The sequence below is a fragment of the Stutzerimonas sp. S1 genome (genome assembly GCF_025966695.1).
Lineage (GTDB): Bacteria > Pseudomonadota > Gammaproteobacteria > Pseudomonadales > Pseudomonadaceae > Stutzerimonas.
The window spans coordinates 44,445-68,531 of record NZ_JAOEIY010000008.1 but is presented as its reverse complement, the minus strand read 5'-3'; the positions used below and the strand labels follow the sequence as shown (position 1 = coordinate 68,531).

General features: G+C 66.0%; 26 protein-coding genes. 15 read left to right on the top strand and 11 right to left on the bottom strand.

Going from position 1 to position 24,087, the window contains the following annotated elements; all coding sequences use genetic code 11:
* The first annotated feature begins 2 nt into the window (after positions 1 to 2).
* Complete coding sequence (locus N8H22_RS17960; RefSeq protein WP_264591872.1) at positions 3 to 782, top strand: DUF1835 domain-containing protein; 780 nt, start codon at positions 3 to 5, stop codon at positions 780 to 782.
* Between the two features lie 91 nt (positions 783 to 873).
* On the opposite strand, the gene N8H22_RS17955 is transcribed toward N8H22_RS17960, so the two are convergent.
* Positions 874 to 1,938: an acyltransferase gene (locus N8H22_RS17955; RefSeq protein WP_264591871.1), complete on the bottom strand. Its 1,065-nt coding sequence runs from the start codon at positions 1,936 to 1,938 to the stop codon at positions 874 to 876.
* 312 nt (positions 1,939 to 2,250) lie between these two features.
* On the opposite strand from N8H22_RS17955, the gene N8H22_RS17950 reads away from it, so the two are divergent.
* From N8H22_RS17950 to N8H22_RS17925, 6 genes are all read left to right on the top strand, one after another.
* Entirely contained in the window at positions 2,251 to 3,315 is a 1,065-nt protein-coding gene (locus N8H22_RS17950; protein WP_264591870.1) for a PA0069 family radical SAM protein, read from the top strand.
* 386 nt (positions 3,316 to 3,701) lie between these two features.
* A complete protein-coding gene (locus N8H22_RS17945; RefSeq protein WP_264591984.1) occupies positions 3,702 to 3,965 on the top strand; it encodes a hypothetical protein in 264 nt (87 codons plus the stop codon).
* A 230-nt stretch (positions 3,966 to 4,195) separates the two neighbouring features.
* The gene (gene coxB / locus N8H22_RS17940; protein ID WP_264591869.1) at positions 4,196 to 5,329 is read left to right on the top strand and encodes a cytochrome c oxidase subunit II; all 1,134 of its coding nucleotides are present in this window, start codon (positions 4,196 to 4,198) and stop codon (positions 5,327 to 5,329) included.
* A 12-nt stretch (positions 5,330 to 5,341) separates the two neighbouring features.
* On the top strand, positions 5,342 to 6,967 hold the full coding sequence (ctaD, locus tag N8H22_RS17935; RefSeq protein ID WP_264591868.1) for a cytochrome c oxidase subunit I: 1,626 nt from the start codon (positions 5,342 to 5,344) through the stop codon (positions 6,965 to 6,967).
* A 30-nt stretch (positions 6,968 to 6,997) separates the two neighbouring features.
* Complete coding sequence (locus tag N8H22_RS17930; protein ID WP_264591867.1) at positions 6,998 to 7,570, top strand: cytochrome c oxidase assembly protein; 573 nt, start codon at positions 6,998 to 7,000, stop codon at positions 7,568 to 7,570.
* Entirely contained in the window at positions 7,567 to 8,460 is an 894-nt protein-coding gene (locus tag N8H22_RS17925) for a cytochrome c oxidase subunit 3 (RefSeq protein ID WP_264591866.1), read from the top strand. Before N8H22_RS17930 ends, N8H22_RS17925 begins: the two co-directional genes overlap by 4 nt.
* Here the strand turns inward: N8H22_RS17925 and N8H22_RS17920 are convergent.
* Positions 8,457 to 8,660, bottom strand: coding sequence for a twin transmembrane helix small protein (locus N8H22_RS17920; RefSeq protein ID WP_264591865.1), 204 nt, complete (start codon positions 8,658 to 8,660; stop codon positions 8,457 to 8,459). The two genes, N8H22_RS17925 and N8H22_RS17920, sit on opposite strands and share 4 nt — an antisense overlap.
* Before the next feature lie 69 nt (positions 8,661 to 8,729).
* Here N8H22_RS17920 and N8H22_RS17915 point away from each other — a divergent pair, with 69 nt between their 5' ends.
* From N8H22_RS17915 to N8H22_RS17895, 5 genes are read left to right on the top strand one after another with little or no spacing between them, the layout of a single operon-like run.
* Entirely contained in the window at positions 8,730 to 9,467 is a 738-nt protein-coding gene (locus N8H22_RS17915; protein ID WP_264591864.1) for an SURF1 family protein, read from the top strand.
* A complete protein-coding gene (locus tag N8H22_RS17910) occupies positions 9,442 to 10,020 on the top strand; it encodes a hypothetical protein (RefSeq protein ID WP_264591983.1) in 579 nt (192 codons plus the stop codon). Before N8H22_RS17915 ends, N8H22_RS17910 begins: the two co-directional genes overlap by 26 nt.
* A gap of 52 nt (positions 10,021 to 10,072) precedes the next feature.
* Positions 10,073 to 11,143 carry a COX15/CtaA family protein gene (locus N8H22_RS17905; RefSeq protein WP_264591863.1) on the top strand — a complete coding sequence of 357 codons (1,071 nt, stop codon included), beginning with the start codon at positions 10,073 to 10,075 and terminating at the stop codon, positions 11,141 to 11,143.
* Positions 11,144 to 11,153: 10 nt separating this feature from the next.
* Positions 11,154 to 12,053: a heme o synthase gene (gene cyoE / locus N8H22_RS17900; RefSeq protein WP_264591862.1), complete on the top strand. Its 900-nt coding sequence runs from the start codon at positions 11,154 to 11,156 to the stop codon at positions 12,051 to 12,053.
* 38 nt (positions 12,054 to 12,091) lie between these two features.
* Positions 12,092 to 12,727, top strand: coding sequence for an SCO family protein (locus N8H22_RS17895; RefSeq protein ID WP_264591861.1), 636 nt, complete (start codon positions 12,092 to 12,094; stop codon positions 12,725 to 12,727).
* A gap of 69 nt (positions 12,728 to 12,796) precedes the next feature.
* Here N8H22_RS17895 and N8H22_RS17890 read toward each other — a convergent pair whose 3' ends face one another.
* The 3 genes from N8H22_RS17890 to N8H22_RS17880 form a co-directional block, all read right to left on the bottom strand.
* Positions 12,797 to 13,516: a ferritin-like domain-containing protein gene (locus tag N8H22_RS17890; protein WP_264591860.1), complete on the bottom strand. Its 720-nt coding sequence runs from the start codon at positions 13,514 to 13,516 to the stop codon at positions 12,797 to 12,799.
* Between the two features lie 10 nt (positions 13,517 to 13,526).
* Positions 13,527 to 14,696, bottom strand: coding sequence for a hypothetical protein (locus N8H22_RS17885; RefSeq protein WP_264591859.1), 1,170 nt, complete (start codon positions 14,694 to 14,696; stop codon positions 13,527 to 13,529).
* Between the two features lie 213 nt (positions 14,697 to 14,909).
* Complete coding sequence (locus N8H22_RS17880; protein WP_264591858.1) at positions 14,910 to 15,971, bottom strand: aminopeptidase; 1,062 nt, start codon at positions 15,969 to 15,971, stop codon at positions 14,910 to 14,912.
* Positions 15,972 to 16,121: 150 nt separating this feature from the next.
* On the opposite strand from N8H22_RS17880, the gene N8H22_RS17875 reads away from it, so the two are divergent.
* From N8H22_RS17875 to N8H22_RS17865, 3 genes are all read left to right on the top strand, one after another.
* The gene (locus N8H22_RS17875; protein ID WP_264591857.1) at positions 16,122 to 16,547 is read left to right on the top strand and encodes a hypothetical protein; all 426 of its coding nucleotides are present in this window, start codon (positions 16,122 to 16,124) and stop codon (positions 16,545 to 16,547) included.
* A gap of 108 nt (positions 16,548 to 16,655) precedes the next feature.
* A complete protein-coding gene (locus N8H22_RS17870; protein WP_264591856.1) occupies positions 16,656 to 17,066 on the top strand; it encodes a hypothetical protein in 411 nt (136 codons plus the stop codon).
* Positions 17,067 to 17,093: 27 nt separating this feature from the next.
* Positions 17,094 to 18,095 carry an LLM class flavin-dependent oxidoreductase gene (locus N8H22_RS17865; protein WP_264591855.1) on the top strand — a complete coding sequence of 334 codons (1,002 nt, stop codon included), beginning with the start codon at positions 17,094 to 17,096 and terminating at the stop codon, positions 18,093 to 18,095.
* Between the two features lie 48 nt (positions 18,096 to 18,143).
* On the opposite strand, the gene N8H22_RS17860 is transcribed toward N8H22_RS17865, so the two are convergent.
* The 6 genes from N8H22_RS17860 to N8H22_RS17835 all read right to left on the bottom strand — a co-directional run bounded on the left by N8H22_RS17860 (position 18,144) and on the right by N8H22_RS17835 (position 24,073).
* Positions 18,144 to 18,359, bottom strand: coding sequence for a dodecin (locus N8H22_RS17860; protein ID WP_264591854.1), 216 nt, complete (start codon positions 18,357 to 18,359; stop codon positions 18,144 to 18,146).
* 135 nt (positions 18,360 to 18,494) lie between these two features.
* Entirely contained in the window at positions 18,495 to 18,710 is a 216-nt protein-coding gene (locus N8H22_RS17855) for a KTSC domain-containing protein (protein ID WP_264591853.1), read from the bottom strand.
* On the bottom strand, positions 18,707 to 20,503 hold the full coding sequence (locus N8H22_RS17850; protein ID WP_264591852.1) for an ABC transporter ATP-binding protein: 1,797 nt from the start codon (positions 20,501 to 20,503) through the stop codon (positions 18,707 to 18,709). The genes N8H22_RS17855 and N8H22_RS17850 overlap by 4 nt, the downstream gene beginning before the upstream one ends.
* Positions 20,500 to 21,651 carry a beta-glucosidase gene (locus tag N8H22_RS17845; RefSeq protein ID WP_264591851.1) on the bottom strand — a complete coding sequence of 384 codons (1,152 nt, stop codon included), beginning with the start codon at positions 21,649 to 21,651 and terminating at the stop codon, positions 20,500 to 20,502. Before N8H22_RS17845 ends, N8H22_RS17850 begins: the two co-directional genes overlap by 4 nt.
* Positions 21,652 to 21,674: 23 nt before the next feature.
* Positions 21,675 to 22,901, bottom strand: coding sequence for a UDP-galactopyranose mutase (glf, locus tag N8H22_RS17840; protein ID WP_264591850.1), 1,227 nt, complete (start codon positions 22,899 to 22,901; stop codon positions 21,675 to 21,677).
* On the bottom strand, positions 22,889 to 24,073 hold the full coding sequence (locus N8H22_RS17835; RefSeq protein WP_264591849.1) for a glycosyltransferase family 1 protein: 1,185 nt from the start codon (positions 24,071 to 24,073) through the stop codon (positions 22,889 to 22,891). Before N8H22_RS17835 ends, glf begins: the two co-directional genes overlap by 13 nt.
* Positions 24,074 to 24,087: the final 14 nt, after the last annotated feature.

The window sequence follows — 24,087 nt, the reverse complement described above, 5'->3', positions numbered from 1 at the left end:
CCATGCTGCACCTGACCTGCGGCGACCTGGCCGGCAATAGCGTACGTGCGCTGCTGGCCAGGCTCGAGCCCGAGGTACAGGTGCGGGTGTTGCGCGACGACCTGGCTGTCGGACCGCTGAATGACGTGGACCGTGCGCCTTGCGCCGCCCGTGTCGCCTTCTGGGAGCAGGTATGGCCCGCTGAAGTAGCGCCGCGCCCGGCATTCGCCGACGAGCTGGCCGCGGATGCCGTCTGGCGGACCGAGCTAGCCGAGCAGGCTGCCGCCGTAACGGTCTGGCACGGCGACAGCGCATCCGAACAGCTGCTGCTGGCTCGCGTCGCCGCGACGCTGCAGGGTTCGCGCTGCGAGCTGCACGAAGTCGCCTGCGGCACCGGAGACAGCCGCGCCGACCGGCGCAAAGCCGTGTCCCTGCATTCGCCCGAGGCACTGGCGGCGCTATACAGCCCACAGGCGGTTCCCGCGTCTCGCCAGGCTGAACTCGCTGCGGTCTGGCACGAGCAGTGCGCCAGCTCGCATGACATTCGCCGCTGGTGCGAGGGGACGTTTCAGGGCGAAGACTATCGGCTGATCGACGCGGCGCTGGTGGCCGCCAGCCCCGACGAATTCGCTCCGCTGGCGCGTACGATGGCCGAGGTCATGGGCCACTGCGACGGTTTCTTTGCCACCGACTTCTTCCTCTACTGGCGCGCCCGCGAACTCGCTGCCGCGGGGCATCTGGAGATCCAGGGCGATCCCGCAGCCGGTTATCGTGATCTGCAGGTGCGCCGAGTCTTGAGGTGAAAAACTCCACTTCGCCGCCAGGACTCGGCGCGCCCAACCTCTAAAACGAAGAACCCGCCAAGTGGCGGGTTCCTTTTTGTACCAGTTCAAATCAGCCCTCGACCTTCGGCGTCGCCCGCCCCGGCTGCGGTGGCGAAGCAAACAGGCGCTTGAGCTTCATCGCCGGCGCTTCGATCAGGTGCCAGGACAGCGCAGCGAGGATCAGCGTCGGCACGAAGGCGCTCAGCGTCAGGCCAAGCACGCCGATCTGCGGGCCGAACAGGTAGACGGTGAGCTGCTGGAACGGAAAGGCGTAGATGTACAGGCCATAGGAGAAGTCGCCGTACCTGCCGAAGCGCGACACCCACGGCAGCGGCGCGTAGGCGAGGTAGAGCACCAGATACGGCAGCGCGACGAAGTACACCAGCTGTCCGATGTCGGTGCGGAACGTCGCCACCAGCGCGGCGAATAGCAGCGCCGCGATCCAGGCGCGCCAGGGGATGTCATCGCGATAGAGGAACAGCGCCGAGCCCGAGTAGTAGAGCAGGCCGAGCTTGAAGATGTTCTTGATGAAATACGAGTCGATGCCGAGTTTGCCCAGCAGCCAGAAATGCCCGACAGCGAGCGCGGCGATCGGCAGGAAGATCAGCCGCCGTTTGAGGAAGCCGGTCAGCCCCAGAATCATCACGCCGATATACATCAGCACTTCCAGCGGCAGTGTCCACAGCGAGCCGTTCACCACGTCGGGATAGACGTTGCCGGTGAACACCCCGGGCAACTCGTAGCACGTCACCAGCAGGATGTTCTGCAGATAGGTCCAGGTGCCGTCGGCCGCCAGGTAACGGGCGAGATCGAATTGCGTGACCAGCGGCCCGATGACGAACGCCGAGAGCAGTACCGCGACGATCAGCGCCGGGAAGATGCGCAGCGCCCGCTTGAGCAGGAAGCTCTGCGGGCTGCTGCTGGCCAGCCAGGACGACGCGATCAGGTAGCCGCTCATGACGAAGAAGATGCCGACGGCAATCGAGCCGCCCTTCTCGTAGCCGGTCAGCACGGTCAACGGCTCGTCGCCACGGCGACCGACCAGCGGGTAGCTATGAGCGAACAGCACCAGCGCCGCGGCGAAGAAGCGCAGGAAATCGAAATTGTTCTCCCGCGAATGGAAGGAGGTCTGCATGGTCTGCTCCTGACATGAGGCGGCAGCGGATGGATGAAGTGCGCGCGAGAGCTGCGCGTCGCCGATACTGCCGGGCCGGGCGCCATGGGCGCTCCGGTCTTCCTTGTGCGATGGTTGGTTGACTCCCGCGGGGAGTGGCCAGGCAGCATGGGCGGCGCGGCACAACCCGATCAGACCCATTTGTCCGGTACGCCGGGCAAATGTTCCCCGTTCAGGCGACCAGCGGTCACCAGCGGCCGTTGATCAGCGACCACTGGCGCGTCAGGCGCATCACGAATACTGTATGCATAAACAGCATTCGTGAACTGATTGATGACTCTCCTTCGCTCGACACCACGCGGTCGCGGCACCGCGATCAACCCCGACAATCGCTTCGCACCGACGCGCAGCGAGGCCTGCGACGACGGCTGGGAACAGGACGTGCCACCGACCCGCGCCACCGAGGTACGTCGCGAAATCGCCAAGTCGGTGCTGACCCGCAACCAGTCGCCGGACGTTGGTTTCGATCGTTCGGTGAACCCCTATCGCGGCTGCGAACATGGCTGCATCTACTGCTTCGCGCGGCCCAGCCATGCCTATTGGGATCTGTCGCCGGGCATTGATTTCGAGACGCGGCTGATCGCCAAGACCAACCTCGCCGAGCGCCTGGAAGCCGAGCTGAGCAAACCCGGTTACGTGCCACAACCGATCGCGCTGGGGGTCAATACCGATGCCTACCAGCCGCTGGAGCGCGAGCAGCGGCTGACGCGCCAGGCGCTGGAAGTGCTGCTGCGCTTCAAGCACCCGGTGCACATCATCACCAAGGGTTCGCTGGTGCTGCGCGACCTCGATCTGCTGGTGCCGCTGGCCGAGCAGCGGCTGGTGAGCGTGTCGGTCAGCCTCACGACCTTGGACGACGAACTCAAACGCATCATGGAGCCACGCGCGGCCTCGCCCTCGGCGCGCCTGCGGGTGCTGCGCACGCTGCACGACGCCGGCGTGCCGGTCAGCGTGATGTGCGCGCCGATGATCCCGATGATCAACGACATGGAGCTCGAACACCTGCTCGAAGCCGCCCGCGAGGCCGGCGCGCGCTCGGCCGGCTACGTGTTGCTGCGCCTGCCGCACGAGCTGACAGAGCTGTTCGAGGCCTGGCTGGCCGAGCATTTTCCGCAGCGCGCCGCGCATGTGATGAGCCTGGTGCGCCAGTCGCGCGGCGGCCGCAGCAACGACAGCCGCTTCGGCAGCCGCATGCGCGGCGAAGGCCAGTTCGCCGAGCTGCTGGCGCAGCGCTTCCGCCTGGCCTGCAAGCGCCTCGGCTTCAACCGCCGCGACCAGAACTACGGTCTGGACTGCAGCATTTTCGCGCCGCCCGGTCAGCAACTGAGCCTGATCTGACGGTTTGCCCGACGGAAGGCGCGTAGGGTGGATAACGCTTCGCTTATCCACCGAAAGGCCGTGGCTGGCGGCGTGGTTCACCGGGCGAATGATCGAGCGGACCCAGCCAAGTCCGGCCTTTGCGTTCGCCCAACGGGATGTCTGCGGGTGCCATCAGACGCGTGGAAAACGCTGCGCGGTTTTCCACCCTACGCAGCGGACCGGCGGACGTAGGGTAGATGGCGCCTCACCCATTCACCGCAACGCCGGCATGCATCGCGCGGTATGCGGAGTCGATGACGCAGCCCATCGTCATCGGTCGTTGCACCCGTGCGCCAGACACGCCCGCAGGAACTATCCCCAGCCGCCACGGCACCAATCCCTGTATCCCCGCTTCGGAGGACATCGTGGACTGGATCGATCTGCTGCAATGGCCGGCCATGCTGGTCACGGTGATCGCCGCCTGGCTGATCGGCTCGCTGCGCCCGGGCCGGCGCTTCGTCGGCTTCTGCTGTTTTCTGCTGAGCAACCTGCTCTGGGTGATCTGGGGCTGGCACGCCGAAGCCTGGGCGCTGATCACCCTGCAGGTCTGTCTGGCGCTGATGAACATCCGTGGCGTGAAGAAGAACGACGGTCCCACAGCCCCCGAGGCAGACGCGCCGGGCGCCTGAATTGCCAGCCAGGGATCGCTGTCTATACTCCGTTCGTAGGCGTACCTGATTGAATTCCGACTGCGCGTGCAGGCGACGTCGCGGTCATCGAAACACTCGGTGGCCGGGACGGACAGTATCGGGCCGATCGAAAACGTAGCTGGAGCCCCGGGAATTGACTCCCGGCCAGCCGATTTTCGGCGGTGCGATGGCAGTCGGCGGGATAACAAGAATCATAAGGGGAACCCGCAATGTCTCGACATCCATGTATCTGGATGGGGCTTGGGCTATCGACACTCGTCAGTCAGGCTCAGGCAGCCTGGGACGTGAATATGCGCTCGGGGGCGACGGAGGTCAGTCGCTCGGTGTTCGATCTGCATATGACGATCTTCTGGATCTGCGTGATCATCGGCGTGCTGGTGTTCGGCGTGATGATCTGGTCCATGGTCGCCCACCGCCGCTCCAAGCGTCAGCACTCGGCGCACTTCCACGAGAACACCAAGGTCGAAGTGCTCTGGACCGTCATTCCGCTGCTGATCCTGGTCGGCATGGCCGTTCCGGCGACTCGCACGCTGATCCACATCTACGACACCAGCGAGTCCGACGTGGATGTGCAGATCACCGGCTACCAGTGGAAGTGGCACTACAAGTACCTGGGCGAGGACGTCGAGTTCTTCAGCAACCTGACCACGCCACGCGAGCAGATCAACAACCAGGCACCCAAGGGCGAGCACTACCTGCTGGAGGTGGACGAGCCGCTGGTGATTCCCGCCGGCGCCAAGGTGCGCTTCCTCATCACCGCCGCGGACGTGATCCACTCCTGGTGGGTGCCGGACCTGGCGGTGAAGAAAGACGCCATTCCCGGCTTCATCAACGAGTCCTGGACCCGTGTCGAAGAGCCCGGCATCTACCGCGGCCAGTGCACCGAGCTGTGCGGCAAGGACCACGGCTTCATGCCGGTGGTGGTGGAGGTCAAGTCGCAGGCGGACTACGCCACCTGGCTGGCCGAGCGCAAGGTCGAAGCCGCCAAGCTCAAGGAGCTGACCGGCAAGGAATGGACGCTCGACGAGCTCGTCGCGCGGGGCGAGAAGGTCTACCAGACCAGCTGCGCCTCCTGTCACCAGCCGACCGGCGAGGGTCTGCCGCCGATGTTCCCTGCGCTCAAGGGCTCGGCGATCGCCACCGGTGAAGCCGAGGCGCACATCGACATCGTCGTCAACGGCAAGCCGGGCACCGCCATGGCGGCCTTCGGCAAGCAACTGTCCGAGGTCGATCTGGCCGCGGTCATCACCTACGAGCGCAACGCCTGGGGCAACGACAAGGGCGACATGGTCACGCCGAAAGACGTGCTCGACTTCAAACAGGCCGAAGAAGCCACCCAGTAAGAGGATCCGGTGATGAGTGCAGTGATCGATCATGGTCATGTCGGGCATGACCACCACCACGGCCCGGCCAAGGGCCTCTCGCGCTGGCTGCTGACTACCAACCACAAGGACATCGGCTCGATGTACCTGTGGTTCAGCTTCTGCGCCTTCCTCCTGGGCGGCTCGATGGCGATGGTGATCCGCGCCGAGCTGTTCCAGCCGGGGCTGCAGATCGTGCAGCCGGAATTCTTCAACCAGATGACCACCATGCACGGCCTGATCATGGTGTTCGGCGCGGTGATGCCGGCCTTCGTCGGCCTGGCCAACTGGATGATCCCGCTGATGATCGGCGCGCCGGACATGGCCCTGCCGCGGATGAACAACTTCAGCTTCTGGCTGCTGCCGGCGGCCTTCGGCCTGCTGGTTTCCACGCTGTTCATGGAGGGTGGTGGGCCGAACTTCGGCTGGACCTTCTACGCGCCGCTGTCGACGACCTACGCGCCGGAGTCGGTGACCTTCTTCATCTTCGCCATCCACCTGATGGGCATCAGCTCGATCATGGGCGCCATCAACGTCATAGCCACCGTGCTCAACCTGCGCGCGCCGGGCATGACGCTGATGAAGATGCCGCTGTTCGTCTGGACCTGGCTGATCACTGCCTTCCTCTTGATCGCGGTGATGCCGGTGCTGGCCGGCGTGGTGACCATGATGCTGATGGATATCCACTTCGGCACCAGTTTCTTCAGCGCGGCCGGCGGCGGTGACCCGGTGCTGTTCCAGCACGTGTTCTGGTTCTTCGGCCACCCCGAGGTGTACATCATGATCCTGCCGGCGTTCGGCGCGGTCAGTTCGATCATCCCGGCGTTCAGCCGCAAGCCGCTGTTCGGCTACACCTCGATGGTCTACGCCACCGGCGCGATCGCCTTCCTCTCCTTCATCGTCTGGGCGCACCACATGTTCACCGTCGGCGTGCCGCTGACCGGCGAGCTGTTCTTCATGTACGCCACCATGCTGATTGCCGTGCCCACCGGAGTGAAGGTGTTCAACTGGGTGTCGACCATGTGGCGCGGCTCGCTGACCTTCGAGGCACCGATGCTGTTCGCCGTGGCCTTCGTCATTCTGTTCACCATCGGCGGTTTCTCCGGGCTGATGCTGGCCATCGCCCCGGCGGACTTCCAGTACCACGACACCTACTTCGTGGTGGCGCACTTCCACTACGTGCTGGTGCCAGGCGCGATCTTCGGCATCTTCGCCTCAGCCTACTACTGGCTGCCCAAATGGACCGGGCACATGTACGACGAGACGTTGGCCAAGCTGCACTTCTGGCTGAGCTTCGTCGGCATGAACCTGGCGTTCTTCCCGATGCACTTCGTCGGCCTGGCCGGTATGCCGCGGCGCATCCCCGACTACAACATGATGTTCGCCAACTTCAACATGGTCTCCAGCATCGGCGCCTTCCTCTTCGGCGCCACCCAGCTGCTGTTCCTGTTCATCGTCATCAAGTGCATCCGCGGCGGCGTGCCGGCCCCGGCCAAACCCTGGGACGGTGCCGAAGGCCTGGAGTGGAGCGTGCCGTCGCCGGCGCCGTACCACACCTTCAGCACGCCACCGGACATGGACGAGCTGCACGCCCATCGCACCGGGCCGAGCCATGACTAGCACGATGCCGAACGCCTGGGAGCGGCAGCCATGAACGAGCCGATTGCCACCGCCCGTCTGGTCCGTCGGCTGCTGCTGGTGGTCGTCGGCATGTTCGCCTTCGGCTTCCTACTGGTGCCGATCTACGACGTCATGTGCCAGGCCTTCGGCATCAACGGCAAGACTGCCGGTGCCTATCAAGGCACGCAGACGACGGATGAAGGACGGCAGGTGCGCGTGCAGTTTCTCGCCACCAATGCCGCGGGAATGGTCTGGGAGTTCCAACCGGTGGCCGACCAGCTAGAGGTCAATCCCGGCGCCAGCCGCGAGATGCGCTTCGTCGCCTTCAATCCGACCGACAAGCCGATGACCGCACAGGCGATTCCCAGCGTGTCACCGTCGCGGGCGGCGGCCTATTTCCACAAGACCGAATGCTTCTGCTTCACCCAGCAGGTGCTGCAGCCGGGCGAGCGCATCGAGATGCCGGTGCGCTTCATCGTCGATCGCGACCTGCCCACAGACGTGCGCCACCTGACCCTCGCCTACACGCTGTTCGACATCACGTCCCGCCAGCCACCGGTCGCCGCTCTGGCACCGGCCGCGGCCAAGGAGAGTCTGCAATGAGCACCCAGACCCATGAGCAGTACTACGTCCCCGCGCAGAGCAAGTGGCCGATCATCGCCACCATCGCCCTGCTGGTCACCGTCTTCGGCCTCGGCACCTGGTTCAACGACCTCAAGGCCGAGCGCGCCGAATCCAACGGGCCGCTGATCTTCTTCATCGGCGCCCTGCTGATCGCCTACATGATGTTCGGCTGGTTTGGCGCGGTGGTGAAGGAAAGCCGCGCCGGGCTGTACAGCGCGCAGATGGACCGCTCGTTCCGCTGGGGCATGAGCTGGTTCATCTTCTCGGAAGTGATGTTCTTCCTCGCCTTCTTCGGCGCGCTGTTCTACATCCGCTACTGGACCGGCCCCTGGCTCGCCGGCGAGGGCGACAAGGGCATCAGCAACATGCTCTGGCCCGGTTTCGAATACAGCTGGCCGCTGCTGAACAACCCCGATCCCAAGCTCTACCCGGCGCCGGAAGGCACCATCAGCGCCTGGGGCCTGCCATTGATCAACACCATCCTGCTGGTCAGCTCCAGCTTCACCCTGACGTGGGCCCACCACGCGCTGAAGAAGAACCAGCGCAAGCAGCTGAAGATCGGTCTGGCGATCACCGTGCTGCTCGGCGCAGCCTTCCTGATCCTGCAGGCCGAGGAATACATCCATGCCTACACCGAGCTTGGGCTGACGCTCGGTTCGGGCATCTACGGCGCCACTTTCTTCATGCTCACCGGCTTTCACGGCGCCCACGTAACCATGGGCGCAATCATCCTCACGGTGATGCTGATCCGCATCCTGCGCGGGCATTTCAACGCCGAGCAGCACTTCGGCTTCGAGGCCGCGAGCTGGTACTGGCACTTCGTCGACGTGGTGTGGATCGGCCTGTTCGTCTTTGTCTACGTGCTCTAGGGACCGAAACCCGGCCGCAGCTGGCCGGACCAAAAACCCCAGCCGATCAACAGGACGGTCAGAGCGGTGAGGGTGACGCGGATGAACAGCGCGGTGACGACACGAGAGCTGCGGCCCTCGTCCTTGACCAGAAAGACCAGGCCACTGAACAAACTGATCAGCGTGGCCAGCAAGAGAACAACGATCGCCACCTTGAGCATGGGCGGGTCCGCAACGGGGGAAATGGGGTGGAGTATAGCCAGCCGTATCGACGATCAGCGGAGCGTGCCATGAGCGGCTTCCGACCGGGATTGCTGCCGACGTTGCTGGTCCTGGCGCTTTTTCCGGTGCTGCTCTGGCTCGGCTTCTGGCAGCTGGAACGCAGCGCGCAGAAGAGCGAACTGCTCGGCCGTCAGGATGCGCGTCAGCAGGCCGCACCGCTGGCACCGAACGAGATCGAGCGCCTGAACGATCCGGCCTTCGCGCGGGTCTTCCTGCAGGGCAGCTTCGATGCCGAGCACAGCTTCCTGCTCGACAGCCGCACCCGTGATGGCAAGGTCGGCGTGGAGCTGCTGCAGCCGTTCTACGACGAGCCTAGCGGTCGTTGGGTACTGGTCAACCGCGGCTGGCTGCCCTGGCCGGACCGGCGCGTCACCCCGCAGTTCGACACCCCGCCACAATCGCTCAAGCTCGCCGCGTGGGTCTACGCACCGTCGCGCCCGCCATTCGTCTTCAGCCACCGCATGGCCGAGGGCTGGCCACGGCTGATCAACCACGTCGATGTCGCCGAACTATGGAAAGCGCTCGGCCGCAACGGCGTGCCTTATGAGCTGCGCCTGGAGCCCGGGCCGAGCGCCTATCGCGCGGACTGGCCAGTGACCACCATGAGCCCGCAGCAGCATATCGGCTACGCCGTGCAGTGGTTTGCCCTGGCCGTCGCGCTGCTGGCGCTGTTCATCTACTTCGGCGTGCATCAGGCACGGGGGACGCGTCATGAACACGATGAATCCGACCATCGCCAGCCGTGAGCCCAAGCGCGGGCGCGGCCGGCTACAGCTGCTGCTGATCCTCGCGGTGGTGCTGGGGCCGATGCTGCTGGCCTCGGCCATGTACCGCTACGGTTTCTGGGTGCCACAGACCCGCAGCTACCACGGCGTACTGATCGCCAACGGCCAGGACCGCACCGCCATCGGCGTGACGACCGCGACAGCCGAGCGCCGTTGGGAACTGCTGGTCACCGCCCCGCAAGGCTGCGAGGCGCAATGCCAACAGCTGGTCTACCTGGCGCGCCAGATCAATATCGGCCTGGCTCGCGAGGCGGCCCGCGCCAGCCACGCGCTGGCTAGCGCAACGACGCTGGACGCAACCTACGAACAGCGCCTGCGCCGCGAATACCCGCAGCTGCAACGCCATGCGCTCGACGCCACGATCTACGCCGGCAACCCCGAAGCGCCGGCGGAACCGCAGCTGTGGATCGTCGATCCCCACGGCAACCTGGTGCTGCGTTACGACGCCGACGCCGAGGGCAAGGCGATTCTCGACGACCTGAAGTACCTGCTGAAGATCTCGCAGATCGGCTGACGCACGCAGCCGCTGCGCTGAGGTCATAACGAGGCCGCATAAGGAGAACCCGATGGCCCGACCTGGTTACCGCCTCGCCCTCTTCGCTACCGCGCTGGCCGTGGTGGTCGTGCTGCTCGGCGCCTATACCCGGCTGACCCACGCCGGCCTCGGCTGCCCGGACTGGCCGGGGTGCTACGGTTTTCTCGGCGTACCGATGAGCGAGCAGGCGCAGAGCCTGGCCGCCGAACGCTTCCCCGATGCGCCGGTGGAAGTGCACAAGGGCTGGAACGAGATGGTCCATCGCTATTTCGCCGGCAGCCTCGGTCTGGTGATCCTCGCGCTGGCGGTGCAGGCGCTGCGCCGCCGCGGCGAACCGGGCCAGCCGGTGAAACTGCCGCTGCTGCTGCTCGCCGTGGTCATCGCCCAGGCGCTGTTCGGCATGTGGACGGTGACGCTGCAGCTCTGGCCGCAAGTCGTCACGGCACACCTGCTGGGCGGTTTCACCACCCTGAGCCTGTTGTTCCTGCTCTGCCTGCGCCTGTCCGGTGCGCTGGCGCCGCTGCCCGCGGCCCCCGGCAGATTGCGCGCTTTCGCCGCGTTCGCCCTGCTACTGGTGATCGGCCAGATCACCCTCGGCGGCTGGGTCAGCAGCAACTATGCGGCGGTCGCCTGCACCGATTTCCCGACCTGCCACGGTGAGTGGTGGCCGCGGATGGATTTCACCAACGCCTTCAACCTTACCCATCACGACATCGGCCCCAACTACCTCGGCGGCCTGCTCTACGGCGAAGCACGCACGGCGATCCATGTCACTCATCGCCTTGGCGCCCTGAGCGTGACGCTCGTGCTGCTGCTGCTCGCCGCGCTGCTGCGACGCAACGGGCTGCACCACCTTGCCGGCCTGCTCCTGGCGGCGCTGGTGCTGCAGATCGCGCTCGGTATCGCCAACGTGGTGCTGCACCTGCCGCTGGCCGTGGCGGTGGCACACAACGGCGGTGGTGCCGCGCTGCTGCTGGTACTGGTGCTGATCAACTACCGGCTGCGCGCGGCGCCACGCCAGGCCGCACTGCCGGCCCGCCAGCCGCAGCGCCCGCTTTCCCCTGCACCGGCTCGGCTCGACCTGCCCGGCGCACGACCATAAGGAGAACATCATGGCCATCGTACTCAGCGAACGTCGCGTTCAGGCCAGCTGGCGCGACTACCTGGAGCTGACCAAGCCGAAGGTGGTGCTGCTGATGCTCATCACCTCGCTGGTCGGCATGTTCCTCGCCACCCGCGCCGGAGTGCCGTGGACGGTGCTGCTGTTCGGCAACTTGGGCATCGCGCTGTGCGCCGGTGGCGCGGCGGCGGTCAACCATGTGGTGGACCGTCGAATCGACTCGGTGATGGCGCGCACCCACAAGCGTCCGCTGGCCGAGGGCCGGGTGTCGCCCGCTGCCGCGCTGACCTTTGCCCTGGCATTGGGCGTCGCCGGGCTCGCGCTGCTGCTGACCTTCACCAATGCACTGGCCGCCTGGCTGACGCTCGCCTCGCTGATCGGCTACGCGGTGATCTACACCGGTTTTCTCAAGCGCGCCACGCCGCAGAACATCGTCATCGGCGGTCTCGCCGGCGCCGCGCCGCCGCTGCTCGGCTGGGTCGCGGTGACTGGCCAGGTCAGCGCCGAACCGCTGCTGCTGGTGCTGATCATCTTCGCCTGGACGCCGCCGCATTTCTGGGCGCTGGCAATCCATCGCAAGGCCGAGTACGCCAAGGTGAACATCCCGATGCTGCCGGTGACTCACGGCGTGCACTACACCAAGGTGCATATCCTGCTCTACACCGCGACCCTGCTGGCGGTCAGCTTCATGCCGTTCGCCATCCACATGAGCGGCCTGCTGTACCTGGTCGCCGCGGCGTTGCTGGGCGCGCGCTTTCTCTACTGGGCCATAGCGCTGTACCGCGACAGCCGGCCACATGCGGCAATCAAGACCTTCAAATTCAGCATCTGGTACCTGTTCGCGCTGTTCATCGCGCTACTGGTTGATCATTATCTGCTGCTCGATTTCTAGTGGCCGAACAGGCCACCCAGCCGCCCACAAGGACGCCCATGACCCGCATCCAGAAAACCGTCTTCATTCTCGTTGCGCTGATTGCACTGGTCGTCGGGCTGACGGTTTCCAAGGTACTCAACGGCGAGCGCCAGCTCGACCCAACCCAGCTGCTGGATGCCGGCATCGTGCTGCTGCCGCAGAGCCGGCCGGTGCCAGCGCTGAGCCTGACCAGCGAAGCCGGCGAGGCGGTGCAGGTCGACCAGTTCAAGGGCGGCTGGACGCTGCTGTTCTTCGGCTACACCTTCTGCCCCGACATCTGCCCGACCACCCTTGCCGAACTGCGCCAGCTCAACGGCCTGCTGCCCGAAACGGTGCGAGGGCAGCTCCAGCCGATCCTGGTCAGCGTGGACCCCAACCGCGACACACCGGCCAAGCTCAAGGAATACCTCGGCCACTTCAAGGCCGGATTCCGCGGCCTGACCGGCAGCCCGGAGGATATCCAGACCCTCGCCAATGCTGTCGGCATCCCGTTCATTCCGCCGGACACCAGCAAGGAAAACTACACCGTCGATCACAGCGGCAACCTGGTCATCATCGGCCCGGACGGCCGCCAGCACGGCTTCATCCGCGCGCCGCTGCGGGTGCAGAAGCTCGCCGAGCAGCTGTCTGCGCTGGTGCAGCAACAGCGCTGAGCGCCCGCCTTCCTCTCCGTAGGAACGACAAAGCGCGGCGAAAGCCGCGCTTTGCTTTCGGGGAACCGCTTACTTGGTCTGCAGGATCAGATCACGGCGCATCAGCGTCTTGATCTTCAGCAGGTGGTCGTCCTCCTGGGTCTTGGCCTTGGCGAAGCTGTCGGCAATGTTCGGATGGCCCGCCGCCTGCGCCAGTTCGATCAGCAGTTCCCAGGCGGCGTTGTCCGCCAGCTCCGCGGTCAGCAGGGCATTCAGACACTGCGGGATGTTGGTCCGCGGATCGGTCAGCACCTGCATGATGCCCATCGCCATGACCCCGGCCACATCGGCACAGGGCGTCTGCGCGGTGGGATCGGCGCCGAGTTTTTCCAGCGCCGCATGCACCAGCATCATGTGCTCGAACTCTTCGTCACGGATGTGCTGCAACTCGTCCACCAGCGCGCTGCCGGAATCGAGGTTGCGTGCCTTGGCGATCATCGCCTCGTACAGACGCACACCGTTGCGCTCGAATGCCAGGCGCTCGCCGAGCTTGTCGATGAACACCTCGGGGCTCTTGCCTTTCATCATGTCGAAGCCGGTCTTGAGCATGCCCTTGGCCGAACCCGGCACCGGCACGGAGCCGATGCGATCGGCCTCTTCATAGCGTTCGGCGCGCTCGACCAGCATCCCGTGTTCGTCGCCCGGCACGTCCGGGTGAATCTCGTTGACCGCCTCGAGCAGGCGCTTGGTGTCCTTCGGCGACATCTGCACGCCGGTGTAATTGGTACCTACTTTCGCTGCAGTAGCCATGTTCGTCTCCTCAGGAAGCCTTGCGCATCAGTTCGCCACCCGGCGCCCACTGGTAACCCGCCGAGACGATGTCCGAGGCGAGGCCTTCCGAAGCGAGATGGTTGCGGTAATCCAGCGACGATTGCGGCTCTTTGGCCTTGTCCACGTAGGCCGGGCCGGCGGTGCGCAGGTTGACCTCGGCGGCCAGCACCTGGCGGACGAAATCGCGCTGGCTCTTGAACTCGACCATCTTCGGCAGCGGGCCGGCGAGGATTTCGGCCGGATCGCGGCCCTCGAGCTTCTTGAACCACTCGCAGGCGACGTTGAGGTGGCCCAGTTCGTAGTCGAGGAAACGCTCCCACATGGCCTTGATGCGCGGATTGGTTTCCTGCTCGGCGCAGCTGGCGTACATGTAGACCTCCATCGCCTCGTGCACCAGCCACTTCTCGATATGGCTTTCGCTGGGGTCGGAGAGCGAGCCGTACTGGGTCACGTGCTGCTCCTCCACCGAAGCGATCTCGGCGTACAACTGGCGCGCCAGCGGATCGGCGAACAGCGGGCCGATGTTCTGGTAGTAGTCGTGGGTCTGGTATTCCGCGCCGGTGATCAGCGCCGCGTGGATCTTGGTGATCAGCGCGGCGCTGTCCTTCTCGTAATTGTCGCGGATGTCGTTCTCCGGGTGCCGGTGGTGCTCGGAGGTTTTCCGTCCCGGCACGATGTCGGTGTAGCCCTGCAGGATGTTGTTGGCATCCTTGCCCTCGAGGCGGTCGAGCATCGCCGAGTAGCGGTACAGATGGTCGAAGTCCTCGAGCAGACCGAAGCGATAGGTCTGCGCCTGGTAGGGATCGGGCTCGTTCTGCGCCACGGCGGCGGTCACCTCGATGGCGACCTGCTCGTAGGCGACGGTGGTTTCCAGCGGCGAGTGGTCGGCGCCGATCAGCCAGTTGATCATGGTCGCCTGGTGCTGCTCGGCGCGGCGAATCTGCGCCAGCGGCAGGCGCAGTTCCTTGTTGAAGCGGGCGATGCCGTGGGACAGGCGCAGGGCATCCGTCTCGACGCCGTTCATGAGGATGATGCGCACACGGGTAAACGCATCGTCATCGAGCTTGCTGATCGGCTTGCCGGCCATCTCCTTCCAGGTGAACTTCTGCTTCTCCAGGGGCGTGCCTTTATTGTCGAAAATTCCGGATAGGGTCTCCATGGAGCCTCCGTTGTTATGCGTGGAATCAGGCATGGGGATCGCCGCCGTTTGAATCGGCGACCTAATAAAGAGGACCGGAGGCTTCGGCAAACGATTCGCACCGTTCAGCGGACAGGCGTATCGCAGCCGATGAACGGGAGATTGGAGATTTTCGACGCAAGAGCGATAACGGCGCGTAACGCCCACGGCAACAGGCCGCGCCGTTTCGCTTGCTCAGTCGGCCAGTTGCGCGAGCTTGGCTTCCCGCTCGTCGGCAGGCAGCTGAGCCAACGTCGCGACCGCTGCATGGAAGCGCGACCAGTCGCGGCCGACCTGCTCGAACAGCGCGGCGAACGCCGGCACCCAGCGGTCGTACAGGCCAAATGGCAGCAGGCTGGCGTTGTTCAGCGGCCGCGCGAACCAGCCGTCGAAACGCCGCGAGCCGCCCCAGACACCATCACGCAGGTGGCGATAGTCACGACGCAGGCGATCGAACGCCGCCTGCTTCAGCTCACGCAGCTCGGCGTCCGGCTTGCCCGAGGCATACAGCGTGCGCAGTCGCTCCCGGGTCGCCAGCAGCAGCTCGACCAGCTGGCGATACTGCCGCTGTGCCTCGCCATCGACGGGCGGCAGGCCGCGCTCACGCCGCCACTGCTGCAGCCCCTCACGCTCGACGAAACTGGCGTAGGACTCGTTGAACGCCGTGTCGCCGGGCAGGTAGAGCCGCTGGTGCGCCAGCTCGTGAAATACCAGCGCCGCCAGTTGCTCATCGTTGCGCCGCAACATCGAGCTGAGCAACGGATCGGCAAACCAGCCGAGGGTCGAATAGGCTTCGACGCCCGCCACGTGGGTGTCCAGCCCCTGCACCTGCAGTCGTGCGGCCGCAGCGCGCGCCGCACCCTGGCGGTAATAGCCGCGATAGGCCACGCAGCCGGCAATCGGGAAACAGTGCTCCAGCGCATCCACGGAGAATGCTTCGCTGGCGAACAGGTTCCACACCACGTAGGGCCGCTGGATATCCGCGTACAACCGATAGCTGTCATTGTCCGGCAGACCCAGCGTCGAGCTGGCGAAGCTGCGCGCCTCGAGCACCCGCGCCAGGCGCTGGCGCAGGGCCGGATCACGGCTGTCGTCGGCGACGACCCGGGCGATCGGCTCGCGCTGGGACAGCAGCTGCGCCTGGCCAACCGCCAGTTGGCCGTAATAGCTGCTGCAACCATTCAGACTAACGGCAAGCAGCAGCGGAACCCAATGCAGGGCGCAGCTGTCGATCAAGGCGGCGTTGGGCTTCGACATCGGGAACACCGGTAAGAGTCGGGGACAGGCGTCGTGCTAGGTGCTGCCGGCACCCTACAAAGGCCGCGCGGTGGATTGCAATCCTGCCGCCGGATATTCGCTTTCCTGATTCGCTAGCCGGGACGCTGCCTGCCCGGTCGGAGCTCCCAGATGCGCGGTTTCGTCATTGCCTTCCTTCTCTCGTCTCTCGCCGGCTGTTCGCTGTGGATGCCCACGCCGGACCCCAGCCAGGCCTGGGTCGACCTCCGGCCGCATGGCGAAACGCAGCTGCAGGCGCTGGCGGTGGACGGCAAGGCGCTGGACGATGGCCGCTACTTCCAGGTCGAGCCGGGCAGCCGCACGCTGGAGATGCGCTACCGCTTCCAGGTCGAGGGCAGCAACATCGGCCCGGCCAGCGCGCCACTGTCGCGCGATTGCAAGCTGACCCTGGCCTACGACCGCTTCAACGCCGGCGCCCGCTACCGCCTAGTCGCCGGTGGCTACGGCTTTCGCCCGTGGGCCAAGCTCTACGACGAACACCAGTACGTGCTGGCGCGCGCCGAGGAGAAGGGCTGCGGCAACCTCGCCGAACGCTGACCTTGGCGCGCGACGCGGATTGAAAAGCCCCGGCATCTGGCGCAGGCTCGCAGCATCACGGCGTGGCTGAAGCACCCTCGCCCCCGCACCCCGCCAAGGAACTGCATCATGCGCCTGACGCTCGTTCTCCTGTCCGTCCTCGCCCTGGCCGGCTGCGCCAGCCCGCTGCCACCGCACGATCCGCAGATGGCCTGGGTCGATCTGCGCGCGCAGACCATCGACATCTTCATGGCCGACCGCCTGGACAAGAAGCGCACCTACGACGGCCGCTATTTCCAGGTGCCGCCGGGCAGTCATGAACTCGAGGCGAACTACGAATTCGAAGTCAGTGGCGGCGGCCTCGGTCTGTTCGCCGAAACCCAGACCATGCGCTGCAGCATGATAGTGCGCTACGACCACTTCGAGGCCGGCAAGCGCTACCTGTTCCAGGCCCGCTCGCTCGGCTTCACCCCGCAGGGCTGGCTGCTCGACGAGCAGCGCAACGTGCTGGTCGAGGCCAAGGCCGAGCACTGCTACTAGCCGCCCGCCTTCCGCATGAGGTTATCGATGTCCCGCATTGCCCACACCCGCTTTTCCGCCCTCGACCTGGCGCCGATCCGTGACGACGGCACGCCCGCCCAGGCGCTGCACAATGCGCTGGCGTTGGCGCGCCACGTGGAGCAGCTCGGCTTTCAGCGTTTCTGGGTGGCCGAACACCACAACATGGACGGCATCGCCAGCGCCGCCACCGCCGTGCTGATCGGTTATCTGGCCGCCAATACCACGCATATTCGCCTCGGTGCCGGCGGCGTGATGCTGCCCAACCACGCACCGCTGGTGATCGCCGAGCAGTTCGGCACGCTGGAGGCGCTGTATCCCGGGCGCATCGATCTGGGCCTCGGCCGCGCACCGGGTGCCGACCAGTTCACCGCCCACGCGCTGCGCCGCGACCGCATGGGCAGCGCCGATGATTTTCCGCAGGACGTCGAGGAGCTGGAGCTGCTGCTCGGCCCGCGCCAGCCGAACCAGCGCGTCATCGCCATGCCCGGCATGAACAGCAACGTGCCGATCTGGCTGCTCGGCTCCAGCCTGTTCAGCGCCCAGCTGGCCGCGGCCAAGGGCCTGCCCTACGCCTTCGCCTCACACTTCGCGCCGCGCTTCATGCACCAGGCGATCAAGCTCTACCGCGACAACTTCCAGCCCTCGGCGGTGCTCGCCAAACCCTACGTGATGCTCGGCGTGCCGCTGATTGCCGCCGACAGCGACGAGCACGCCGAGTACCTGGCCACCAGCGTCTACCAGCGCATCCTCGCGCTGATCCGCGGCCAGAGCCTGGTGCTGCGCCCGCCGGTGCAGAGCATGCAGGGCCAGTGGCTGCCGCACGAGCAGCAGGCGGTGGGCGACTTCCTCGGCCTGGCGCTGATCGGCGGGCCGGAGAAGGTGCGCGCCCGGCTGGACGTGCTGCTGGAACAGACCCAGGCCGACGAGCTGATCTTCACCTGCGATCTCTACGAAACCGCCGACCGCCACCGCGCCTTCGAGATCGTCGCCGGGCTGCGGCAAGCCTGACCGGGGCCCAGCGCCGCCTGCCGGCAATGCGCGGCGGGCGCAGTGTGATCAGCTGTCTTCGATGCGGAAGCCGACCTTCATGGTCACCTGGAAGTGGCCGACCTTGCCGTTCTCCACGTGCCCACGGATTTCGCCCACTTCAAACCACTCGACGTTGCGCAGGGTACGGCTGACCTCGGTGATGCCATTGCGGATGGCTTCGTCCACGCTGTTGCGCGAGGACCCGACGATCTCGATCTTCTTGTAGGTGCGATGATCGGACATGAGTGTCTCCTTCTGGTCTGACGAGACTCCGCTCGCTGAAATGGCGTCCTGTCTGGATTGAGGCTAGCAGCGTTCGGCGAAGTTCAGCTCGCCGCTGGATAGCGCGGCGCTTATCCACGCCTTTCCAGCACCGCGTTATTCGATCCGCCGATAGCGGTAGTGCTGCGGCTTGAACACCTGGTTGAAGTGCCGTCCCAGCGAATCGGCCTGCAACAGCGCCTGCACCGCCTCGGGCGGCACCTGCTCGTAGCGGTACCGCGCACCGCTGACGAATTCCACTTCCAGCACCTGCTGCTCGGCGTCGTAGCCGAGCGAGCGCAGGCTGCTGGACTGCAACGCGATGCGCTTCATCGCGCGGCTTCGGCGCTGCGGCTGAAGCCCTCGGCCTGCATGCGCCAGAGCGCGTCGAATTCCCCGCCCAGGCGGCGCAGCTGCTGCGGCGGGCCATCCTCGACGATGCACCCGTCACGCAGCACGACGATGCGCTCGAAGCTGGCCAGGGTCGACAGCCGGTGTGCCACCGCCACCACGGTGCGCCCGCGAATCAGCCGGTTCAGCGCCGCCTGGATTTCCGCCTCGGATTGGGTATCCAGCGCCGAGGTGGCCTCGTCGAGGATCAGAATCGGCGCATCCTTGAGGAAAGCGCGGGCGATGCCCAGACGCTGACGCTGGCCACCGGAAAGCATCACCCCGCGCTCGCCCACCAGCGTCTGATAACCCTGCGGCAAGGCGCGGATGAAACCGTCGCAGAAGGCATGTCGCGCGGCCTCGAAGACCTCCTCGTCGCTGGCCTCGGGGCGGCCGTAGCGGATGTTCTCGAGGATGCTGCGGTTGAACAGCGCGGATTCCTGCGGCACCACGGCGATCTTCGCGCGCAGGCTGTCCTGGCTGACCTGGCGGAGGTCCTGACCGTCGATGAGGATCTGCCCGCCCTGCACGTCGTCGAGGCGCTGCAGCAGGCTGATCAGCGTCGACTTGCCGGCCCCGGAAGCGCCGACGACGCCGACCGTCTGCCCGGCCGGAATGTGCAGGCTGAAGTCGTCGAAGATCGGCCCCCGCCCGGGGTAGCCGAAGCGGATGCGCACGAAGTCGATGACGCCTTCGTCCAAGGTCAGTTCGGACTCGGGGTCTTCCAGGCCATGAGGCTGGTTGATGATGCGCAGGGTGTCGGCAATCGCGCCGACCTGCTGCGTGGTGTCCACCAGCGCCAGCGCCAGGTCGCGCGAGCCATGCAGGATGCGGAAGGTCAGCGCGCTGACCAGTACCACGTCGCCAGCAGTCACCGCGCCGCCGATCCAGCTGCGGATCGCCCAGACCAGCATGCCGCCGGCCATCAGCGACAGGCAGATGTCATGCAGCACCCGCGCCTTTTCCAGGTACATCCAGCTGCGCCGCTGGGCGCGCGCCTCGTAGCCGATCTCGTTGGCCAGGCGCTCGGCCTCGCGGTCGCGCGCGGAGAAGGCCTTGATCGTCCAGACATTGGACACCGCATCCACCAGCTCGCCGCCGACCCGCGCGGCCTGCGCGGCGAAGCGCTGGTGCTTGCTGCGCCCGCGGATGCCGAAGCCGGTGATCAACAGCGCCACAACGAGGACGAAGATGATCAGCGCCAACGCCATGCGCCAGTCGACGGTGAGCAGCACCAGCACCGCGCCGATGAAGTCGACGATCGGCGGCACGATCTTCCACGCCAGCCCGCCGTAGATGCTGCCGGCCGCCTGGCCGACGGCGGAGATGCGATTGCCCAGCGAGCCGGCGAAGTGCTCGTTGAAATAGCGCATCGGGTGGCCGGTGAGGTACTTGAACAGGTCGACGCGGATGTCCACGCAACTGGCCACCACGGTGCGGCAGCCAAGCCAGCCACCGAGGCGCCAGAAGACGTTTTCCACCACGATCAGCCCGAGGAACAGCCACAGCGGCGACCACACATTCGCCGCGCCGCGCTCGCCGGTGCCGTCGGCCATCGCATCGACCAGCAGCTTCATGCCGTACTGCACCGCCACCGCACAGAGCGCAGCGCTCACCACCAGACTCAGCAGCCCGCCGAAATGCCACGGCCGCACGCAAACGTAATGCCAGAGGAACGCCAGCGGCCGGCTCGGCAGCACGGGGGTGGACGTGCGCGCCACGGCCGGGGCGTTCATGCCGGGGTCACAGCCGCCTGCCGGTCGGGCGCGAAGGCGACGAAGCGGGTCTGCTGCAGGCGCAACTCGTCGGCCAGCCCGGCATGCTCGTCGCGCCGGCCCTGGGCATCGGCGAAGCCGAGCAGGCCAGTGGGGCAATGCCGGTCGTCATCCCAGCCCGGGTAATCGAGCACCGGATACAGGCAGATGCCCTCGATGGGCACGCCACGCTGCAGGGCGATGCCCACCTGTTCACTGACGTAACGCAGCCATTCGCCGCGTAACTCGCCTTCGGCGCCGGTCTCGGCCACCAGCAGCGGCCGCCCGTAACGCTGGTGGATCTCGGCGAGAATGCCCTGGAACGGCCGGTAGTCCGCATGACCGCGCTCGATGGTCGGCCCGCCCAGGTACCACTGGTTGTCCGCGTAGTAGTTGATGCCGACGATATCGAGGTACTCGGGCTTGCCGCCCAGGCCTGGCCAGGCCTTGCCGCAGAGCATGTCCCAGGCCTCGAACTGCGCCTGCCGGGCATTCTCCGCCTCGCGCTGCGGGCCGGGCCTTATGCTGCTGGCGCTGATATGGATGGCCGGGTCGACCTGGACGAAACGCGCGCGCGGATCGACCTCGCGCACCGCGTCGATGGCGGCGATGCTGGCGCGCACCAGCTGCTGCTTGAGCTCGGCGCCGCGGCCCTCGCCCATCGGGTTGAAGCGCGCATGGTCACCGCCGGCCCAGGCCCAAAAGGAAATCTCGTTGATCGGCGCATAGAACGGCACTGCGTCGCTCTCCTCGCGCACCAGCCGCGCGGCGGCGGCGGCGAACCTCGCGAAGCGCTCGACGAAACGCGGCCGCCAGATGTCCAGGCCCTCCGGCCAGCCGTAGTGGCACAGATCCCAGATCACCTGAGTGCCGCAGGCATTCGCCGCGCGCAGCTGCGGCAGGACGCTGGACCAGTCGTACTCGCCCGGCAGGCGCTCGATCAGGTGCCAGCGCAGACCATCACGTACCGTGCGGATGCCGTGGCGCTGCAGCGCGGCATAGTCCTCGGCAGCCCAGCGGTCATGGCCGGTGGCGGCCAGCAGGTCGAGCCGGCGACCGTCGGCGCGACGATGGGTGGAACACTCGAAACCGCCGAGAAAGAAGCTCTGGAACAGACTGGGGTGATGCATCGTCTACCTCATGACTGGCTGCGCTATGACAGTGGCGCCTCGGCGGCTTCCTCGGCGACGGGCCGGGTGCTCTCGGCTTCCTCGATGCGCTTGTACAGCGCCAGCGCCTGGCCGATCACCTGATCCATGTTGTAGTACTTGTAGGTGCCCAGGCGGCCGACGAAGGTCACGTTTGGCGTCTCGTCCGCCAACTGCTGGTAGCGCTTGTACAGCTGGGCATTCTCCGGCCGCGGGATCGGGTAGTAGGGGTCGCCCTCGGCCGAGGGGTACTCGTAGGTGATGCTGGTCTTCGGATGCACCTGCCCGGTGAGGTGCTTGTACTCGCTGACGCGCGTGTAGGGCACGTCCTCGCTGGGGTAGTTGACCGTGCCCACGGCCTGGAACTGCTCCTGATCGAGCTGCTTGTGCTCGAACTTCAGCGAGCGGTACGGCAGCTTGCCGAAGCGGTAGTCGAAGTACTCGTCGATCGGCCCGCAGAAGATCAGCTGGTCGTACTGCACCTCGTCGCGGATCTCACGGTAATCGGTGTTGAGCATGACCTTGATGTTCGGGTGCGCCAGCATCTTCTCGAACATCCTGGTGTAGCCGTGCTTGGGCATCTGCTGGAAGCTGTCGGTGAAGTAGCGATCGTCGGTGTTGGTGCGCGTGGGGATGCGCGAGGTCACCGACTTGTCCAGCTGCGACGGGTCCAGGCCCCACTGCTTGCGGGTGTAGCCGCGGAAGAACTTCTGGTACAGCTCGCGACCGATGCCGTTGATCACCACGTCTTCGCTGGTCTGGATGTCTTCCACCGGCTCGGCGCGGCTGGCGAGGAAATCTGCCGCTTCCTCTTCGCTGGTCATGTTCAGACCGTAGAGCCTGTTCAGCGTGGTCATGTTGATCGGGATCGGCACCTCCTGCCCGTCCACCTGCGCCAGCACGCGATGCTCGTAGGGGCGCCACTCGGTGAACTGCGAGAGGTAGTCGACGATGCGCTGGGCATTGGTGTGGAAGATGTGCGGGCCATAGCGGTGGATCAGCACGCCGGACTCGTCGTGGTAGTCGTAGGCGTTGCCGGCGATGTGCGGGCGGCGGTCGACCACCAGCACGCGCTTGTTCAGCCCGGCGGCGAGACGCTCGGCGAGCACGCTGCCAGCGAAACCGGCGCCGACGATGAGGTAGTCGAAGCCGCGTCGGCGCGCCTGCGGCTGGTCGCCAGCGCCTGCGCCGAGACGTTCCGGATTGCTGTCCTGCGGGCTCATATCGCGCATTGCATCTTCTCCTTCATCAGGCTCCAGGTGTGATCCCAGGACATGTCGCCGAGGATCTCGTCGGCCTTGGCCAAGAGCGCGTCACGATCTTCGGCATCGGCCAGGGCGGCTTCGCTGGCGGCGACGAACGCCTCGGCGCTGTCGGCGATGCGCACGATGCCGGTGTCACCGTAGGTGCGCACCACATCGGTGATCGGCGTGGACACCACCGGGCAGCCGCCGGCGAGGTACTCGGGGGTCTTGGTCGGACTGATGAAGCGGGTCGACTCGTTCAGCGCGAACGGCATGATCGCCACGTCCCAGCCCGACAGGTATTGCGGCAGCTCCTCGTAGGTCTTGCCGCCCAGGTAATGGATGTTGTCGCGCTGCGGCAGCTCGGTCGGGTCGATCTTGACCACCGGGCCGACCAGCACGATCTGCCAGTCCGGGCGCAGACGCGCGACCTGCTCGATCAGCCCGAGGTCCAGGCGTTCGTCAATCACGCCGTAGAAGCCCAGGCGTGGATGCGGAATCTCCGCCTGGTCGTCCGGATCGTGCTGCGGGCGGCGCGCGGCGGCGAAGTGCTCGACATCGACACTGCTGGGAAACGGGTGGGCGTTGTCGTGACGCTGGCGCTTGGCCTCGTAGAGGCTGTAGCCGCCGGTGAAGACCAGATTGGCGCGGCACATCAGCTCCACTTCGCGCTCGATCAGCTCGGGTGGCGCGCCACGAAACGCCGACAGTTCGTCCATGCAGTCATAGACGATCAGGCTCGGCGCCAGGTGCTCGGAGATGGCCAGGCTCATCGGCGTGTAGTACCAGAGCAGCAGCTCGCCGACGCCGAGCTTTTCCAGGTAGTCATCGAGCAGCTGGCGTTGCGCGCGGTTCGCCGCATCGCCTTCGCAGCCAGCCGGCAGCCGCGGGATCAGCACCTGCACGCCGTTCTCCTCGGGACGCACTTCCAGCCAGGGCTCGGCGTCCTCAGTGGGAATCGGCTCTTCATGGAAGAGCACGTTGTAGTCGCGGGCGAAGCGCGACATCAGGTGCTGCGGGCGCTGGTAGACGAAGCTCCAGCGCAGGTGCGACAGGCACAGCAGGGTCGGCACCTGCTCGTCGAAGACCACCTCGGCCGGCGTCTGCTGCGCGTTGCGGGATTTGCCGATGGGGTACTGGAAGGGGCCGGCCCAGCTCATCTGACACCTCGTTT